The organism is Streptomyces formicae, assembly GCF_002556545.1.
GTDB lineage: Bacteria > Actinomycetota > Actinomycetes > Streptomycetales > Streptomycetaceae > Streptomyces > Streptomyces formicae_A.
In genome coordinates this window covers 2,698,330-2,714,783 of record NZ_CP022685.1, presented here as the reverse complement: position 1 = coordinate 2,714,783, position 16,454 = coordinate 2,698,330, and the positions used below count along the sequence as shown (strand labels likewise).

The 16,454-nt window shown below is 71.5% G+C and carries 17 protein-coding genes; 6 read left to right on the top strand and 11 right to left on the bottom strand.

Features of this window, described 5'->3' with window-relative positions; genetic code table 11:
* Nucleotides 1-49: 49 nt before the first annotated feature.
* The 7 genes from KY5_RS11470 to KY5_RS11440 all read right to left on the bottom strand — a co-directional run bounded on the left by KY5_RS11470 (nucleotide 50) and on the right by KY5_RS11440 (nucleotide 6,964).
* Entirely contained in the window at nucleotides 50-391 is a 342-nt protein-coding gene (locus tag KY5_RS11470; protein ID WP_159072507.1) for a hypothetical protein, read from the bottom strand.
* Nucleotides 392-469: 78 nt separating this feature from the next.
* Nucleotides 470-1,327: an iron uptake transporter permease EfeU gene (gene efeU, locus KY5_RS11465; protein WP_098242141.1), complete on the bottom strand. Its 858-nt coding sequence runs from the start codon at nucleotides 1,325-1,327 to the stop codon at nucleotides 470-472.
* Nucleotides 1,328-1,331: 4 nt separating this feature from the next.
* A complete protein-coding gene (gene efeB, locus KY5_RS11460) occupies nucleotides 1,332-2,627 on the bottom strand; it encodes an iron uptake transporter deferrochelatase/peroxidase subunit (protein ID WP_098242140.1) in 1,296 nt (431 codons plus the stop codon).
* A gap of 15 nt (nucleotides 2,628-2,642) precedes the next feature.
* Complete coding sequence (efeO, locus tag KY5_RS11455) at nucleotides 2,643-3,809, bottom strand: iron uptake system protein EfeO (protein ID WP_098247186.1); 1,167 nt, start codon at nucleotides 3,807-3,809, stop codon at nucleotides 2,643-2,645.
* Between the two features lie 196 nt (nucleotides 3,810-4,005).
* Nucleotides 4,006-4,863 (bottom strand): heme ABC transporter ATP-binding protein, encoded by an 858-nt coding sequence (locus KY5_RS11450; protein ID WP_098242139.1) that lies wholly within the window; start codon nucleotides 4,861-4,863, stop codon nucleotides 4,006-4,008.
* Complete coding sequence (locus tag KY5_RS11445; RefSeq protein ID WP_234363165.1) at nucleotides 4,860-5,945, bottom strand: FecCD family ABC transporter permease; 1,086 nt, start codon at nucleotides 5,943-5,945, stop codon at nucleotides 4,860-4,862. The genes KY5_RS11450 and KY5_RS11445 overlap by 4 nt, the downstream gene beginning before the upstream one ends.
* A gap of 5 nt (nucleotides 5,946-5,950) precedes the next feature.
* Nucleotides 5,951-6,964, bottom strand: a complete 1,014-nt coding sequence (locus KY5_RS11440) for a heme/hemin ABC transporter substrate-binding protein (protein WP_098242137.1) — start codon at nucleotides 6,962-6,964, stop codon at nucleotides 5,951-5,953.
* A gap of 135 nt (nucleotides 6,965-7,099) precedes the next feature.
* On the opposite strand from KY5_RS11440, the gene KY5_RS11435 reads away from it, so the two are divergent.
* Nucleotides 7,100-8,557: an HtaA domain-containing protein gene (locus KY5_RS11435; RefSeq protein ID WP_098242136.1), complete on the top strand. Its 1,458-nt coding sequence runs from the start codon at nucleotides 7,100-7,102 to the stop codon at nucleotides 8,555-8,557.
* Between the two features lie 66 nt (nucleotides 8,558-8,623).
* Nucleotides 8,624-10,150, top strand: coding sequence for an HtaA domain-containing protein (locus KY5_RS11430; RefSeq protein ID WP_098242135.1), 1,527 nt, complete (start codon nucleotides 8,624-8,626; stop codon nucleotides 10,148-10,150).
* A gap of 58 nt (nucleotides 10,151-10,208) precedes the next feature.
* On the opposite strand, the gene KY5_RS11425 is transcribed toward KY5_RS11430, so the two are convergent.
* A complete protein-coding gene (locus KY5_RS11425) occupies nucleotides 10,209-10,877 on the bottom strand; it encodes a heme oxygenase (biliverdin-producing) (RefSeq protein ID WP_098242134.1) in 669 nt (222 codons plus the stop codon).
* Between the two features lie 236 nt (nucleotides 10,878-11,113).
* Nucleotides 11,114-11,971: a type I methionyl aminopeptidase gene (gene map, locus KY5_RS11420; RefSeq protein WP_098242133.1), complete on the bottom strand. Its 858-nt coding sequence runs from the start codon at nucleotides 11,969-11,971 to the stop codon at nucleotides 11,114-11,116.
* A 68-nt stretch (nucleotides 11,972-12,039) separates the two neighbouring features.
* Here map and KY5_RS11415 point away from each other — a divergent pair, with 68 nt between their 5' ends.
* A complete protein-coding gene (locus KY5_RS11415) occupies nucleotides 12,040-12,273 on the top strand; it encodes a hypothetical protein (protein WP_098242132.1) in 234 nt (77 codons plus the stop codon).
* 66 nt (nucleotides 12,274-12,339) lie between these two features.
* Here the strand turns inward: KY5_RS11415 and KY5_RS11410 are convergent, their stop codons facing one another.
* On the bottom strand, nucleotides 12,340-13,608 hold the full coding sequence (locus KY5_RS11410; RefSeq protein WP_098242131.1) for an MFS transporter: 1,269 nt from the start codon (nucleotides 13,606-13,608) through the stop codon (nucleotides 12,340-12,342).
* Nucleotides 13,609-13,666: 58 nt separating this feature from the next.
* A complete protein-coding gene (locus tag KY5_RS11405; protein WP_098242130.1) occupies nucleotides 13,667-14,269 on the bottom strand; it encodes a hypothetical protein in 603 nt (200 codons plus the stop codon).
* A 79-nt stretch (nucleotides 14,270-14,348) separates the two neighbouring features.
* On the opposite strand from KY5_RS11405, the gene KY5_RS11400 reads away from it, so the two are divergent.
* From KY5_RS11400 to KY5_RS11390, 3 genes are all read left to right on the top strand, one after another.
* Nucleotides 14,349-15,440, top strand: coding sequence for a sialidase family protein (locus KY5_RS11400; protein WP_098242129.1), 1,092 nt, complete (start codon nucleotides 14,349-14,351; stop codon nucleotides 15,438-15,440).
* 9 nt (nucleotides 15,441-15,449) lie between these two features.
* A complete protein-coding gene (gene npdG, locus KY5_RS11395; protein WP_098242128.1) occupies nucleotides 15,450-16,178 on the top strand; it encodes an NADPH-dependent F420 reductase in 729 nt (242 codons plus the stop codon).
* A 78-nt stretch (nucleotides 16,179-16,256) separates the two neighbouring features.
* Nucleotides 16,257-16,445 carry a hypothetical protein gene (locus KY5_RS11390; RefSeq protein ID WP_098242127.1) on the top strand — a complete coding sequence of 63 codons (189 nt, stop codon included), beginning with the start codon at nucleotides 16,257-16,259 and terminating at the stop codon, nucleotides 16,443-16,445.
* Nucleotides 16,446-16,454 lie beyond the last annotated feature (9 nt).

The window sequence follows — 16,454 nt, the reverse complement described above, 5'->3', positions numbered from 1 at the left end:
GGCCGAACCCTACCGGGGCCGGGAAGGGGCGTGGCCAGGAGGTCCGAACTCAGGGGGTTTGCAGGTTCCCCTCGTAGACCCAGGCGCGGTAGCTCGTGCCGTTGGGGTCGCCGTAGTACCACTTGTTGCCGTGGCTGTTCTTCTTGTAGCAGCGGGCGTAGAAGCCCTCGAAGGACGACAGCTTCTTCTTCTTGGTGTAGCTGGAACCCGGCCCGGTCCACGTCTGGGCGCCGAACGAACTGGCGATCATCTGCTTGTTCTTGATGTTCACCGAGCAGGCGGAGCCGCCGACGGCCGACGCGCCGGTCGCCGTCATCAGCGTGCCGCCGAGCGCCATGGCCGTGGCGGCGGTCACCGTGGCCAGGGTTTTCCCGAGACGGGAACTACGCATGAAATGTCCCTCGTGATTGGTTGATCGGTTGATGAACGGCGATCATAGGCACGGGAGTTCGGGCCGGGACAGGCGGGGTCAGCCCTGTTCCGGAACCGTTGCCTTCTCCGGCGCGGGAGCCTTGTCACGGGCCGCCCGCCGCGTCGGCGCGAAGAAGAACGCCAGCGTCGGCACCAGGTAGAGGAGCCAGACGACGACCTGCAACACCGTCGGATCGGGCTGGAAGTTGAAGACGCCCTTGAGGAGCGTGCCGTACCAACTGTCCGGCGGGATCGTCGCGCTGATGTCGAACGCCTTGTCCCGCAGGCCGCCGATGAACTCCGCCTCCTGGAGGTCGTGCACGCCGTACGCGAGGACGCCCGCCGCCACCACGACCAGCATCGCGCCGGTCCAGGTGAAGAACTTCGCGAGGTTGATGCGGACCGTGCCCTTGTAGAAGAGCCAGCCGAGCGCGACCGCGGTCAGCAGCCCCAGGATCACGCCGATCAGCGGCGCGTGCGAGCCGTCGCTGGAGGCGCGCACCGACGCCCAGACGAACAGGGCCGTCTCCAGGCCCTCCCGGCCCACCGCGAGGAACGCGGTCGCCACCAGCGCGGCCGTGCCCATCTGCAGGGCCGCGTCCAGCTTGGCGCCCAGCTCGGCCTTCAAGTGCCGCGCCGTGCGCCGCATCCAGAAGACCATCCACGTCACCAGGCCCACCGCGACGATCGACAGGGAGCCGCCGAGCGCCTCCTGCGCCTCGAACGTCAGCTCCTGCGAGCCGAAGGTCAGCGCGCAGCCGAAGCCGAGCGCCAGCGCCACCGCGACGCCGATGCCGACCCAGATGGGCACGAGCGCGTCCCGCCGCCCGGTCTTCACCAGGTACGCGATGAGGATGCAGACGACCAGGCTGGCCTCCAGGCCCTCGCGCAGGCCGATCAGATAGTTGCCGAACATCGGCTCACGCCTCCCGGGTGAACAGGCCCCTGCCCCACCAGTCGTCCTTGCCGCGGACGCCCGGCGGGACCGCGAAGACCGCGGAACCCACGTGCTGGATGTACTCGTTGAGCGCGTCGGAACGCGCCAGGTTGCGCTGCACCGGGATGAAGCCCTTGCGGACGTCCCGCTGGTACGCGAGGAAGAACAGGCCCGCGTCCAGGCGGCCCAGGCCGTCGGTGCCGTCCGTGAAGGAGTAGCCCCGGCGCAGGATCGTCGCCCCGTGGTTGGCGTCGGGGTGCGCGACGCGGACGTGCGCGGTGGGCTTCATCGCCTTCAGGAACGGCTCGTCGTGCTCCTTGGCCTTGCCGACCGGGGCGCCCTCGCCCTTGTCGCGGCCGAAGATGTCCTCCTGCTCGCCGAGCGGCGTGCGGTCCCAGGTCTCGATGTTCATCCGGATGCGGCGCGCCACCAGGTAGGAGCCGCCCGTCATCCAGCCGGGACCGTCCTTCTCACCGACCCACACGTGCTCGTCGAGGCGCGCCGAGTCGTCGCCGGAGACGTTGCGCGTGCCGTCCTTGAAACCGAAGAGGTTACGAGGGGTCTGCGCGCCCGGCGTCGTCGACGAGGTCTTGCCGAAGCCCAGCTGGGACCAGCGCACGGCGACCTTGCCGAAGCCGATGCGCGCGAGGTTGCGGATGGCGTGCACCGCGACCTGCGGGTCGTCCGCGCACGCCTGCACGCACAGGTCGCCGCCGCTGCGCGCCTTGTCGAGGTTGTCGCCGGGGAACTTGGGGAGGTCCACCAGGGCGTCGGGCCGCTTGTCGCCGAGCCCGAACTTCTCGAACAGGGAGGGCCCGAAGCCGATCGTCAGGGTGAGCCGGGACGGCTTGAGGCCGAGCGCCTCGCCGGTGTCGTCCGGCGGCGCCTCGGCGAGCCCGCCGTACGCGCCCTCGCCGATCGCGTGCCCCTCGGTCATCCGCGCCGCGGCCTTCGTCCAGTCCTTGAGGAGCTGGACGAACTCCTCGCGGTCGTCCGTCTTCACGTCGAACGCCGCGAAGTGGAGCCGGTCCTGGACCGCGGTCGCGATGCCTGCCTGGTGCGCGCCGTGGAAGGCGACGGCCGCCCCCGATTCGGCGGCGGGCGCCACCTCGTCGCCGGTGCGGACCATCGCCACCGCGCCGCCCGCCGCGGCCGCGCCGAGCGCGAGCCCGGCGCCGCCGAAGGCGAGCAGTGCACGTCTGGACGGCGCGGGGGAGTTGCCCTCGGCGGTGGCCGCTTCGGGCGCGGTCCCCGGCTCGTTTGTGGTGATCTCAGCCATCGTTCCCCCTTGCCGCTACTTGGACTTGGCGACGGCCGCCGCCAGCTTCGACAGCGGCTCCGCGAGCGCGTTGACGCCGTCCTGCAGTTCCTTGCGGTCCGCCTTGCCGACCTTGTCGTACGAGGTGAACTCGTAGGAGTCGGCGCCGCCCTCGCGGTGCTTGTCCAGGAGCTTGCTCAGGGCCGCGAACTGCTTGTCGAGCTCCTTGGCGAGCTTCGGGTCGTTCTCGGCGGCGACGGGCTTGAGCAGCTCGTAGGACTTCTCCGCGCCCTCGACGTTGGCCTTGAAGTCGACCAGGTCGGTGTGCGAGTAGCGCTCCTCCTCGCCGGTGACCTTGCCGGTGGCGACCTCGTCCAGGAGCTCCTTGGCGCCGTTGGCCATGGAGGTCGGGGTGATCACGGCCTTGCCGACCCGCTTCTGCCAGTCCAGGAGGTCCTTGTCGAGCTGGGTGGCGAGCGCCTTCTCGCGCTTGCCGATCTTCTTGTCCTTCCACAGGGCGCGCTCCAGACGGTGCCAGCCCGTCCAGTCCTTCTCCACGTCCTGGCCCTCCTCAAGACCGTCCTCGCGCACGTCGACCTTCGGGTCGATGTCGCCGAAGGACTCGGCGACCGGCTCGGTGCGCTCCCAGCCGATGCGCGAGAGGGCGTACGCCTTCTTCGCCGCCGCCAGGTCGCCCTTGCGCACGGCGTCGGTGAACGTCTTCGTCTTCGGCAGCGTCTCGTCGGCCTGCGCCTGTGCGTAGGCGCGGTACTCGGCGACGGCCTTGTCCAGGCGCGGGTCGCGCTTGGCGGTCTTGGTGCCGCCGGTGACGGTGACCTCCTGGCGGATGCCGTCGCCCTTCATGCCGGGCTTGCAGGCGATCTCGTACGACCCCGCCTTCACCTCGGCGGTCAGCTTCTGCTTGGTGCCGGGGCCGATGTTCTCGCGCTCGCTGACGATGCGGTCGTCGGGGAAGAGGATGTAGACCTCGGTGACCTTGGAGCCCTTGTTCTCGATGGCCAGCTCGACGTGACCGGCGGAGAGCTTCTTCTTGGAGACGTCGCACTTGTCGTCGGTGGCGATCACGCTGACGCTGTTCGCCCCGCCGCTCTTGGCGTCGCTCTTCTCCGTGCAGCCGGTGACGGCGGTCAGGGCCGCCGCGGTGGCGACGGCGGTGACGACGGAGACGCGGGCGGGTCGCACGGGTCGCATAGAGGGCTCCAAGGCGGTTCAAGGACGGGCGCAGACCCCACCGCAGGCCGGTGAGGCGGACCTAACTTAACTGAGCCTTACCTCGGTGATACCCGCCTGTTCCGTGATTCAGCTCTCACGCTTCACCCGCGCTCACAAACCGATCACAAGGGCTTGATGAGTCGCCCATGACCAGGCAAAGCAAAGGTCAAGCAGGGAGTTCCGGGCCCCTGAGCGGGGCGACCACGGGGGCGCCGGTGCGCGGGTGCGGGAAGACCTCCACCGGCTGCCGGTACACCTCGCTGAGCAGCTCCTCCTCGAACACCTCGGCGGGCGCGCCCTCGGCCGCGACGCACCCCGCGCGCAGCACCGCGACCCGGTCCGCGTACGCCGCCGCGAGCCCCAGGTCGTGCAGGACCACCACGACCGCGTCCCCCTCGGCCGCCCGCTCCCGGCAGATCCGCAGGACCAGCTCCTGGTGGCGCAGGTCGAGCGCGGCCGTCGGCTCGTCGAGCAGCAGCAGCGGGGCGCGCTGGGCGAGCACCCTGGCGAGCGCGACCCTGGCCCGCTCGCCGCCGCTGAGCGCGGAGAAGGGACGGACGGCGAAGTCGCCCACCTCGGTGGCCGCCATCGACTCGCGCACGATCCCGTCGTCGTCATCGGCGAGCCGCGTCCCCGCCCAGGGCGCGCGGCCCATCCGGACGACGTCCTCGACGGGGAAGGGGAAGGAGAGCGCGGCGGACTGCGGCAACACCGCGCGGCGAAGGGCGAGTTCGGCCGCGGGCCACTCGGGGGCCGGTCTCCCGCAGATCCGGACGACACCCTCGGCCGCGGGCAGGTCGGCGGCGAGCGCGGCCAGCAGGGTCGACTTCCCCGCGCCGTTGGGGCCGACCAGGGCGAGCACCTCGCCGGAGCGCGCGGCGAGCGAGACCCCGCCGAGCACCTCGCGCCCGCCGAGCCGCACCCGCAGTCCTTCGGCGGCGGCGAGCACGTCGCCCGGCGCGCTCGGGCCCGGAAGGGCGCGCTCCCGCCCCGCGAAGAGCCGCCTGCCCCACTGCCCGATCATGCCCAACCACCTTGCTTGCGACGGGTCCTGCGCAGCAGCCAGAAGAAGAACGGGCTGCCGAAGAGGGCGGTCAGCACGCCGAGCGGCAGCTCGGCGGGCGCGGCCACGGTGCGCGCGGCCAGATCGGCCGCGACCAGGACCAGCGCTCCGCCGAGCGCGCTCCCGGGCACGAGGAAGCGGTGCCCGGGGCCTGCGGCCATCCGCAACAGGTGCGGCACGAGGAGGCCGACGAAGGTGATGATCCCGGCGACGGCCACCGCGGCCGCGGTCAGCAGGGCCACCACGAGGACGAGCACGAGCCGCAGCCGCTCCACGTCCACGCCCAGGTGCCGCGCGGGCCGCTCGCCGAGCGCGAGCAGGTCCAGCTTCCGCGCGGAGAAGGGTGCGACGGCGAGCCCGAGCAGCGCGCACGGCAGCACCGCGAGCACCTTGGGCCAGGTCGCCTGCGCGAGCGAGCCGAGCTGCCAGAAGGTGATCTGGCTGATCTGCGCGTTGTCCGCGAAGAAGACGCACAGGCCGATGAGCGCGCCCGCGAACGCGTTCACGGCGATGCCGGTGAGGATCAGCGTGACGACTTCCGTACGGCCGCCCTCGCGTGCCATCGCGTACACGAGCAGGACGGTCGCGAGCCCGGCGACGAACGCGCAGACGGTGATGGTCCAGTTGCCGAAGAAGCTGAGGCCGAGCGCGATGGAGGCGACCGCGCCGACCGCCGCGCCCGAGGAGATCCCGATCACGCCGGGCTCGGCCAGCGGATTGCCGAACACGCCCTGCATCAGGGCGCCCGCGCAGCCGAGCGAGGCGCCGACGAGCAGCGCGAGCACGACGCGCGGAAGCCGCACGTTCCACAGCACGCTCTCGCCGACCCGGTCGAGCGCGGCCCCGCCGAGCCCGATCCGGTGCTGCACGGAGCCGAGCACGTCGCCGAGCGGGATGCGGTAGGCGCCGGTGCCCGCGGAGATGAGACAGAGGAGTACGAGGGCGGCCACGAGCCCCACGGTCAGCGGGAGCGCGGCGCCGCGACGGCGCCGTGGGGCGCCCTCGGGCGGCGCGGGCGCCTCGGCGTCGGCGGCTCGGGTCAGGACGCTCACTCGCCGCCCCCGTAGAGCTGGTCCACCAGGGACTTGAGGACCTGGTCGGTGCGCGGCCCGTAGTTGAGGAGGACCCCGTCGTCGATCGAGACGATGCGCCGGTCCAGGCCCGCGGGGGTCTCCGCGACGCCCGGGACCTTGAGGAGCCCGTCCACGCCGTCCACCGAGTCGAGCCCCTTCCGCATGACCAGGATCGCGTCGGGCGCGGCCTTGGCGAGTGCCTCACTGGTGATCGCGGTGAAGTCCTTCTTCAGCCCCGACTCCTTGCCCGCGTCGACCGCGCCCGCCGCCTCCAGGAGCGAACTCGCCCCGGACGCACGGCCGCCGAGCAGATAGACGGAGGCCGAGCCGCGCAGATAGAGGAAGGCGACCCGCGGCTTCTTCGCGCCCTTGTCGGCGGGGATGTCCTCGCGGACTGCCGCGATCCGCCGCTCCGTACGCCTCGTCAGCTCGGCGCCCGACTTCTCGACGCCCAGGGCCTTGGCCACCGCCGCGATCCGCGGGCTCACGTCGCCGAGGCCCTTGGCCGGGTCGAACACGACGAGCGGGATGCCCGCGTCACGGATCTGGTCGACGGCCTCGGCGGGCCCGGTGGTGGTGTCCGCGAGGACGACGGTCGGCCTGAGGGAGAGCACGCTCTCCGCCGAGACGTCATGGGCACGTGTCACCACCGGCAGCTTCTCCGCCTGGTCGAAGGTGGCGGTGATGTCGCGCGCCACGACGTTCTTCCCGAGTCCGAGGGTGAACACGATCTCGTTGAGGCTGCCGGTGAGCGGCACGATGCGGCTGGTGTCCCTCACCGTCACCTCGTGTCCGTCGGCGGAGGTGACGGTGGCGGGCAGTGCGGGCTCGGGCCGCGTCTTCAACGGCTCGACGCGGTCGGGTGCGGCGGCTTTCGCCTGCGCCTTCTCCGCTCCCGTGCCGCCGCTGCCGTCCGACGTCTGGCACCCCGTGAGGCCGAGGGCGAGTACGGCGGCCCACGCGCCTGCGATGCGGAGTGAGCGCGGCATACGCACCGAAGTCCACCGTCCTGTCGTGCTGTTGAGGTCCGAGGTGCCGGGGTTCCCGGTGGTGGGGTTCCCGGCCGGGATGATCGTAGTTTAGGTTAGCCTTACCTTATTGGCTAGCCCTGGAGGGGTCCCCCCATGCCGTCGTCGAGACAGGCGCGCGCCACCGCCCGCGCCGGATCCGTGGCCGTCCTGACCGCGCTCGTCGGAGCACTGCTCCCAGCGGCCACCGCGCACGCCGAGAGCCGCGCGGTGCAGGGCGGACGGCTCGACTGGGGCATCAAATCCTCGTTCCAGAGCTACGTCACCGGGCCCATCGCACAGGGGAGTTCGACGCTTCAGGGCGGCGCCGCCACGGTCGGCGGCAGTCAGTTCCGCTTCCACTCGGCGAAGGGCTCGTACGACCCGGACAGCGGGGCGTTCCGTGCCGGGTTCTCGGGCGGGGTGCGCTTCACCGGGCACAAGAAGGGCGGCTCGTACGAGCTCGACCTCACGATCAGCCGCCCCACCGTCAAGGTCTCCGGCGGCTCCGGCACGCTCTACGCCGACATGGTCAGCAAGGAGAAGGGCACCGGCAAGGTCACATCGACCGCGCAGGTACCGCTCGCCTCGCTCAACATCTCCGGCATCGACATGAAGGGCGGCACGGGCCCGATCGCCCTCAACAACCTGCCCGCGACGCTCACTTCACAGGGCGCCAGGGCCTTCGCCGGGTACTACACGGCGGGCACCGCGCTCGACCCGGTGAGCCTGTCCACGGACCTGACCGCCGCCGCGAAGCCGGGCGGGAAGAAGCCGTCCAAGGACGCGAAGCCGCCCAAGGACGAGAAGTCGTCCGGGTCGGACAAGAAGAAGGCTGCGGGCCGCATCGAGGACGCCGCCGTCGACTGGGGCGTGCGCCGGACCTTCCGCGAGTACGTCACCGGATCCATCGCCAAGGGCGAGTGGAAACTGTCCGAGGGGGCCCAGGACGGCGGCGCGCTCTTCCGCTTCCCCCAGGGCGCGGGGACGTACGACGAGAAGAAGGGGACCCTCGCGGCGGACTTCGCGGGAACCCTCCGCTTCACCGGCGAACACGGCCTCGACCTCGCGCTCAGCAAGGTCGCCGTCGAGGTGGAGGACGGCAAGGGCACGCTCAGCGCGAACGTCGAGAGCAAGGGCGACAGGGGTGTCTCCCTGAAGAAGGCGCCCCTGGTCACCTTCGCCGCCCCGGCCAGGGACCTGAAGCCCGAGGACGGCCTCGTCGCCCTCACCGAGGTGCCCTCGAAGCTCACCGCCGACGGCGCCAAGGCGTTCGGCGGCATGTACAAGGCGGGCTCCGCCATGGACCCCCTCTCGCTCGCCGTCGCCCTCGACGGCGACGCGAAGCTGCCCGCGCTGCCCGACCTCGGCTCGTCCGCGAAGCCCGCGCCGCAGAAGGCGAAGGCCGCGGAGCCGAAGACCGAGAACGCCGCCGAGTCCTCCGACTCCTCGTCGAACGCCGTGCCGATCGGCATCGGCGCGGGCGTGGCGCTGCTGCTCGCCGCGGCGGTCGCGTTCGGTGTCGTACGCAAGAAGCGCGCGGCGTCGGACGCCCCGACGCCCACGGACTCCTGACCCCCGCACACACGCTCTCCCTCTCCCTCACCCCTCCCTCTCCCCCTCCCAAGGAGAAACCTGATCATGGCCGCCAACCGTCGACCCATAACCCTCGCGGCAGCCGTTGCCACCGCCGTGACGCTCGGCGCGAGCGCCCTCGCCCTGCCCGCGCTCGCCGCGGACGGCGACAAGGCCGCGCCGCCGAAGTTCGAGCTCAAGAACGGCACGCTGGACTGGGGGCTCAAGGACTCCTTCCGCAAGTACGTCGCGGGCATGGCCCACGGCACCATCGAGGCCACGGACGGCGCCCAGCAGGCGGCCGGCAACGGGGTGTTCACCTTCACCGACGGCACGGGGACCTATGACTCCGGGCCGACGCACGCCACCGACGTCGCCTTCAAGGGCAGCGTCCGCTTCGTCTCGAAGATCCACACCTTCGACATCAAGATCGCCGACGTGAAGGTCCACACGACGGGCAAGACCGGTGCCATCCGGGCCGACGTCACCCTCAACGGCACCACCCAGAACGACATCGACCTCGCCGAGCTCGACCTGGGCGCGGTCGGCCCCGGCCGGGGCGACGGCGGCGCGATGGTCTTCAAGGACATTCCCGCGACGCTGACCGCCGACGGCGCCAAGGCGTTCAACGGCATGTACGCGAAGGGCGAGAAGCTCGACCCCGCGACGCTCACGGTGACGGCGGGCGCCCCGGTGACCGAGGAGCCGACCGAGAAGCCGACCGAGCCCACCAAGCCCCCGAAGCCGACCGTCGACCCGACCGAGCCCACCACCGAGCCCACCACCGAGCCCACGGACAAGCCGACCGCCGAGCCCACGGCCAAGCCCACCTCGGGCACCGAGGAGCCCGCGGACAAGGTCGTCGAAGGCAGCCTCTCCTGGGGCCTGAAGCAGACCTTCCGCACGTACATCTCGACCGGTGGCAGCGTGTCCGTCGCGGGCGGCGCCAAGAAGGTCTCCAGCGGCTACACGTTCCCGTACGCCAAGGCCGACGTGGACTCCGACGCCAAGAAGGTCGACGCGTCCTTCGGCGGCAGCGTCCGCTTCCGGTACAAGGCGCACGGCATCGACATGAGGTTCAGCGACCTCAAGGTCCGGGCGAACGGCTCCGCGGGCACCCTGCTCGTCGACGTCAGGACACCCACGGGCACCAAGAACGACGTGAAGTTCGCGAAGCTCGACCTCTCCAAGGTCTCGTACGTCCCGAAGAACGGGGTCGTCCTGTTCGACAAGGTCCCCGCGACCCTCACGAAGGCGGGCGCCCAGCAGTTCGTCAACCGCGGCACGCGTCCCTACGAGCCCGGCGAGAAGCTCGACCCGGTGACCCTCGCGCTCTCCTCGAAGGCGGGCGCCGGCCTCCCGGCGGGCGGCGGAGAGGCAGGCGGCGGCGAGGCGGGCGGCACCGGCACCACGGGCTCCGGTTCCGTGGGCGGCGGCGGATCGGTCGGCGGCGGTTCGGTCGGCGGCGACACGGGATCCCTGGCCTCCACCGGCGCCTCCGTCCCCTCGACGGCACTGCTCGGCGCGGCGGGCGCGGCGGTGGCAGCAGGCGCAGCAGCGGTCTTCGCGGCCCGCCGCAACCGGGGGTATTAGCCCCTCCGGCGTTTGAGGAGCGGTGTCTCGGGGGCGGAGCCCCGAGACACCGGCCCCGTCAGGCACTCAGCGGGAACTCTTCCCCGAGCTCACGGAACACCGCCGTATTCAAAGCGAAAGCGTTCTTGCACTCGTCCACGATCCGCTTCCTCTCCAACTCGTCCGCGACCACCTCGTCGATCCCGTCGAGCAGCTCGCGGTAACTCCGCTTGAACGCGGCCGGGTTGGAGATGCCCTCGAAGACGTAGAACCGGACGCCGTCGCCCTTGCGCGCGAAGCCCCAGGTCTGCTCGGCCCTGCCCCGGATGATCTGGCCGCCGGAGAGGTCGCCGAGGTAGCGGGTGTAGTGGTGGGCGACGTACCCGCCGGGCCAGGTGCGCGCGCACTCGGCGACGCGGTCCGCGTACGCGGCGGTGGCGGGCAGCGGGGTGAGGCCCGTGCGCCAGTCGGCGCCGCGCAGGTGCGCGAGGTCGCGCTCCAGCTCGCTCACGCGCAGCAGCTCGGGCTGTATGAAAGGTCCGGCGACGGGGTCGTCGCGCAGGGACTGCGCGCCGTCCTCCAGGGCGCGGTACACGAACCACAGCTGTTCCGTGTAGCGCGTGTAGGCGTCGACGCCGAGCCTGCCGCCGAGCATGTCGCCCATGAACGTGGAGGTCTCGGCCTCGGTGTGCTGCTCGTGCGACGCGGTGCGGATGACCGTGGAGAAGGGCGTGAGCGGCGTGTCCATGAGGGACCTCCAGAGGGAGCCGGGCGATGACGGGATGGCGGAAGCCGGTGCGATCCCTGCAGATCATGGCAACTTAGGCTTACCTAAGTCAACCGGTTCCCGACGTCCTGTCGGTAAAAAAGTTACCCGCTCACGCCGCCCGGAACCACGAAGATCCGGATCCATCGATCGGATCCGGATCTTCGGCGGGGCGCGAGCGCCGGGCCCGGCGCGGAATGGGGCGGCGCGGGGCGGACTCAGGGCAGCGTGAGGATCTCCGTGCCCGTCTCCGTCACCACGAGCGTGTGCTCGAACTGCGCGGTGCGCTTCCTGTCCTTGGTCACGACGGTCCAGCCGTCCTCCCACATGTCGTATTCGTACGTGCCGAGCGTCAGCATCGGCTCGATCGTGAACGTCATGCCGGGCTTGATGGTGGTCGTGGCGTGCGGGCTGTCGTAGTGCGGGACGATCAATCCGGAGTGGAAGGACGTGTTGATCCCGTGACCGGTGAAGTCGCGCACCACTCCGTAGCCGAAGCGCTTGGCGTACGACTCGATGACCCGGCCGATGATGTTGATCTGCCGGCCGGGTTTGACGGCCTTGATGGCGCGGTCGAGGGACTCGCGGGTCCGCTCGACGAGCAGCTTCGACTCCTCGTCGACGTTGCCGACGAGGTAGGTGGCGTTGTTGTCGCCGTGCACGCCGCCGATGTACGCCGTGACGTCGAGGTTGATGATGTCGCCGTCGTTCAGGACGGTGGAGTCGGGGATCCCGTGGCAGATGACCTCGTTGATCGAGCTGCACAGCGACTTCGGGAAGCCGCGGTAGCCCAGCGTCGAGGGGTAGGCCCCGTGGTCGCACATGTACTCGTGCGCGACGCGGTCGAGCTCATCGGTGGTCACACCGGGCGTGATGTGCTTCGCGGCCTCTTCCATGGCGCGGGCGGCGATGCGGCCCGCGGTGCGCATCAGCTCGATGGTCTCGGGGGTCTGCACCTCGGGCCCCGTGTACGGGGTCGGCGCGGGTTTCCCGACGTACTCCGGGCGCCTGATGTTGCCGGGTACGGAACGGATGGGGGAGAGCTCCCCTGGGACGAGCGGTGACTGGCCAGACATGCCAGCGAGTCTAGCCAGCCGAGGTGGGGCAGCATGGCGTCAGAGAACGGGGACGAGAGGAGCGGGTCATGGCGCTGTTCAAGAAGCGGACGGTCGGCAAGCCGGGCGAGTGGTTCTACTGCCTGGAGCACGGGAAGGTCGAGGAGGGTCCCGACTGTCCCGGCAAGGACCGGATGGGGCCCTACGCGTCCCGCGAGGAGGCGGAGCACGCGATGCAGACCGCTCGGGAGCGGAACCTCGAGTGGGAGAACGATCCCAAGTGGCATGACTCTCGCGTCCGCGGCGAGGACGGCGACGCGTAGCTGCTTCCTGGGCTGGTCGGGCCTCCGCGGGCCGGTGGGGGCTGATCGCGCGGTTCCCCGCGCCCCTTACGGAGCCACGCGTTCCCTGCGGCGCAGCGCGTCCGGGTCCGTCGTCGCGTCGTACGAGATCAGGCGGGGCAGCGCGGCCGCCAGGATGCCCACCGAGGCCACGCAGGCCAGGCCGCCTGACCAGATGGCGGAGCGGGTGCCCGTCCAGCCTGCCGCCGCGCCCGCGCGGACCTGGCCGAGCTGGGGGCCCACGCTGTAGGAGAGGACCTCGATCCCGGCGAGCCTGCCGCGCAGCTCGTCGGGGATCGTCTGGTTCCAGATGGTCGAGCGGCCCAGCCCGCTCAGCATGTCGCCCGCGCCCGCGAGGGCGAGACAGGCGAGGACCACCCAGACGTTCGAGAACCAGCCCGCGGCCGTGATGGCGAGGCCCCAGCCCGTCGCGCCGAGGACCACGAGCAGTCCGTGCCGCCGCACCCGCGAGGTCCACCCGCTGGTGAGACTGAGCAGCAGCGAGCCGACCGCTCCCGCCGCGTACATCAGGCCGAGGGCCCACTTCGCGTCCAGGTCGTCCGCGAGGAACGGGAAGATCGTGTTGGGGAAGGCGAAGAACATCGCCGCCATGTCGATCGCGTACGTGCCGAGCAGCACGGGGCGCGACCACGCGTACCGCGCGCCCTCCGCGAGGCCCTTCAGCGACGGCTTCTCCGCGTCGTGCGCGGCGGGCGCGGGGGAGAGGCGGGTGCACAGGGCGACCGAGAGGGCGAAACAGACGGCCGTGACCGCGTACGCCGAGGCGTGACCCGCGTACGCCACGACGATGCCCGCGAGCGAGGGGGCCGCGATGGCGCCCACGTTCCAGCGCAGCGAGTTCAGCGCGGCGGCCGCCGTCAGCTGGTCGTGCGGCACGATCCGCGCCATCAGCGAGTCGAGGGCGGGCCGTTGCAGCCCGGCGAGCGCGGAGACACCGGCCGCCACGACGTACAGCGGCCACAGCAGCGGCTCGGGCAGCAGCGCGTTCACCAGCAGGACGACGGCGAGCAGCCCGAGGCCCGCCTCGGTCAGCAGGATCACCTTGCGCCGGTCCACGGCGTCGGCGAGCGCACCCCCGTACAGCCCGAAGACGATCAACGGCACGAGCTCCACCGCGCCCATCGCGCCGACGGCGAGCGGCGAGTCCGTCAACTCCTTGATCTGCAACGGCAGGGCGACCAGCGCCATGAAACTGCCGAAGGTGGTGACGAGCCCCTGCACCCACAGCAGCCGGAAGTCACGGGTGGACCGCCAGGGGGAGAGGTCGGGCAGGATCGAGGAGACGGAGAGAGGCACGAAAAGCCATGCTCAGTGCAGGCGGGTGCGCGGGCAACTCAATTTCCTCGGACCTCGATCACCACCGCGTGGGCGGCGGCGAGGTCAGGTGGTCGGCGAGGCGGGAGAGGCGGTCGCGGAAGCGGTGGCGGGTCCGGGGGGTGGGGAGGGCGTTCTCGCCCGTTGCCGCGCTGACCAGGTGCTGGACCGTGTCGAGGTCGAGGTCCGTGTCGGTCGGTACGGCGAGTGCCTCGTGCGAGAGCGCGTCCAGGTCGCGGTCGCCCGAGCCGAGCGCGAGCACCGTCGCCCCGGCCCGCCGCGCGTCGTGCACGCGCGAGAGCAGTCCCGCGTCCGGCGCGTCCGGTGCCACGACGAGCAGCGTCTCCCCGCGCCGCGCCGCCTCGATCCGGCCGAGCCCGGTCGACAGGTGCGCGGGATCTCCTGGCAGGATCCGGTGCCGTACGAGCGTCGGCGTCAGCTCCGGCGTGCCCGACCAGGCCGCCTCGTCCACCAGGTGCGCGGCCAGGTGCCACGGCTCGTACACCTCGGTGCCCACGAGGAGCAGCCCGCCGCCGTGCGGCAGCACGGAGGAGCGCAGCGTCCCCGCGAAGCGGCGCGTGGCACCGGGCCACTCGGTCCCTGCGAGCACTTCGCGCAGCAGCGCGACCCTTACGGCGTCCATGGCGTCGCATCCTGCCCGAACGGGCCAGTCGTGACCGGAAGTTCACCGGGAATTCCCCCGGAGCGGGGAAGGGCGGGGGATGACCGATGAAACATCTGTTCCCTTCCGGGCGGGCCGCGAGGGATACGCGAGCTTCCGCATACCCGCCGTCGTGCGCACGGCGCACGGCACCCTGCTCGCCTTCTGCGAGGGCCGCGTCGGCTCCCAGGACGACTTCGGCAACATCGACGTCGTCCTCAAGCGCTCCGCCGACGGCGGCCGTACCTGGGGCCCGCTCCAGATCGTCGGCAAGAACGGCGCCGACCTCGCGGGCAACCCCGCCCCCGTCGTCCTGGACACCGGACGCGTCCTGCTCGTCCAGGTCAGGAACGCCGCCGCGGCCACCGAGGACGCCATCCGGCGAGGCAAGGTGTCCGCCGCCGACGGGCGCCGCGTCTGGGTGCAGCACAGCGACGACGACGGACTCACCTGGTCGGCCCCGCGCGAGATCACCGGGCAGGTGAAGAAGGCGAGTTGGCGGTGGTACGCGACCACGCCGGGGCACGCCGTCCAGCTGAGCACCGGCCGTGTCGTGGTCCCCGCCAACCACTCCCTGCCGCCGTCCGGCACCGACACCGGCACCGAGGGCAAGTACAACGGCGGCCACTGCCTGCTCAGTGACGACGCGGGCGCCACCTGGCGCATCGGCTACATCGACGACAACGCCAACGGCTACATCAACGTGAACGAGACCACCGCCGCCGAACTCCCCGACGGACGGCTCTACTTCAACACCCGCAACGACTCCCCGGCCCCCGGCACCCGCGCCGACGCCCACTCGCTCGACGGCGGCCGGAGCCTGGTGAAACCCTTCCGTCCGCAGGCCTGCCTCACCGGACCCGTCGTCGAGGGCAGCGTCCTCCAGCTCCGCGACCCCGACGTCCTGCTCTTCTCGGGCCCCGCCGACCCCGGCTTCCGCGCCCTGATGACCGTGCGCCGCAGCCACGACGCGGGCACCACCTGGGAGACCGCGCACACGGTCGACGGGCTGCCCGCCGCGTACTCCGATCTCGTACGCGTCGACGACGACACGGTCGGACTGCTCTACGAGACGGGAGACTTCAGCGCGTACGAGACGATCACCTTCCGGCGGATACCGGTGCCCGGACTGACCGGGGAGACCGATGAGTAAGGTCGCCCCATGACCTCTACAGACAGTGCGCAGAACGCCACAGGGAACGCCCCCGCGAAGGCCCCCGCCAAGGACCCCTGGGAGCTGCCCGACGTCTCCGGCCTCGTCGTCGGCGTGCTCGGCGGCACCGGTGACCAGGGGCGCGGGCTCGCCTACCGGCTCGCAAGGGCCGGGCAGAAGGTGATCATCGGCTCGCGCGCCGAGAACCGGGCGCGGACCGCCGCCGACGAGCTGGGCCTCGGCGTCGAGGGCGCCGGGAACGCGGAGTGCGCGCGGCGCAGCGACATCGTGATCGTCGCCGTGCCGTGGGAGGGACACGGGAAGACCCTGGAGTCCCTGCGCGAAGAGCTGACCGGCAAGCTCGTCGTCGACTGCGTCAACCCGCTCGGCTTCGACAAGAAGGGCGCGTACGCCCTCAAGCCCGAGGAGGGCAGCGCCGCCGAACAGGCCGCCGCCCTGCTCCCCGAATCGCGGGTCACGGCCGCCTTCCACCACCTCTCCGCCGTCCTGCTCCAGGACGCCTCGGTCGAGGAGATCGACACCGACGTGATGGTCCTCGGCGAGAGCCGCGCCGACACGAACGTGGTGCAGGCGCTCGCCGCCCGCATCCCCGGCATGCGGGGCGTCTTCGCGGGCCGCCTGCGCAACGCCCACCAGGTCGAGTCGCTGGTCGCCAACCTGATCTCGGTCAACCGCCGCTACAAGGCGCACGCGGGGCTGCGGGTCACCGACGTCTAGGGACGTGCGGGGCCCCGGCGGGCATGGGGGACACTGGACGGGTACGCGTCCACGCTGCACCGACAGGAGCCGACCCCCATGCCCCGCCTCGCCATCTACGCCCTCGTGGTCTGCGCGCTCGCCGTCGCCGCTGCCGTGATCTCCTTCGTCCAGGGCAGCTGGCTGGGCATCGTCTGGGTGCTGCTCGCGGGGCTCTCCTCGAACATGGCGTGGTTCTACCTGCGCCAGGAGAAGGCACGGCGGGCCTCGTCCTCGCCCACCGGCTGACGCCGAAGG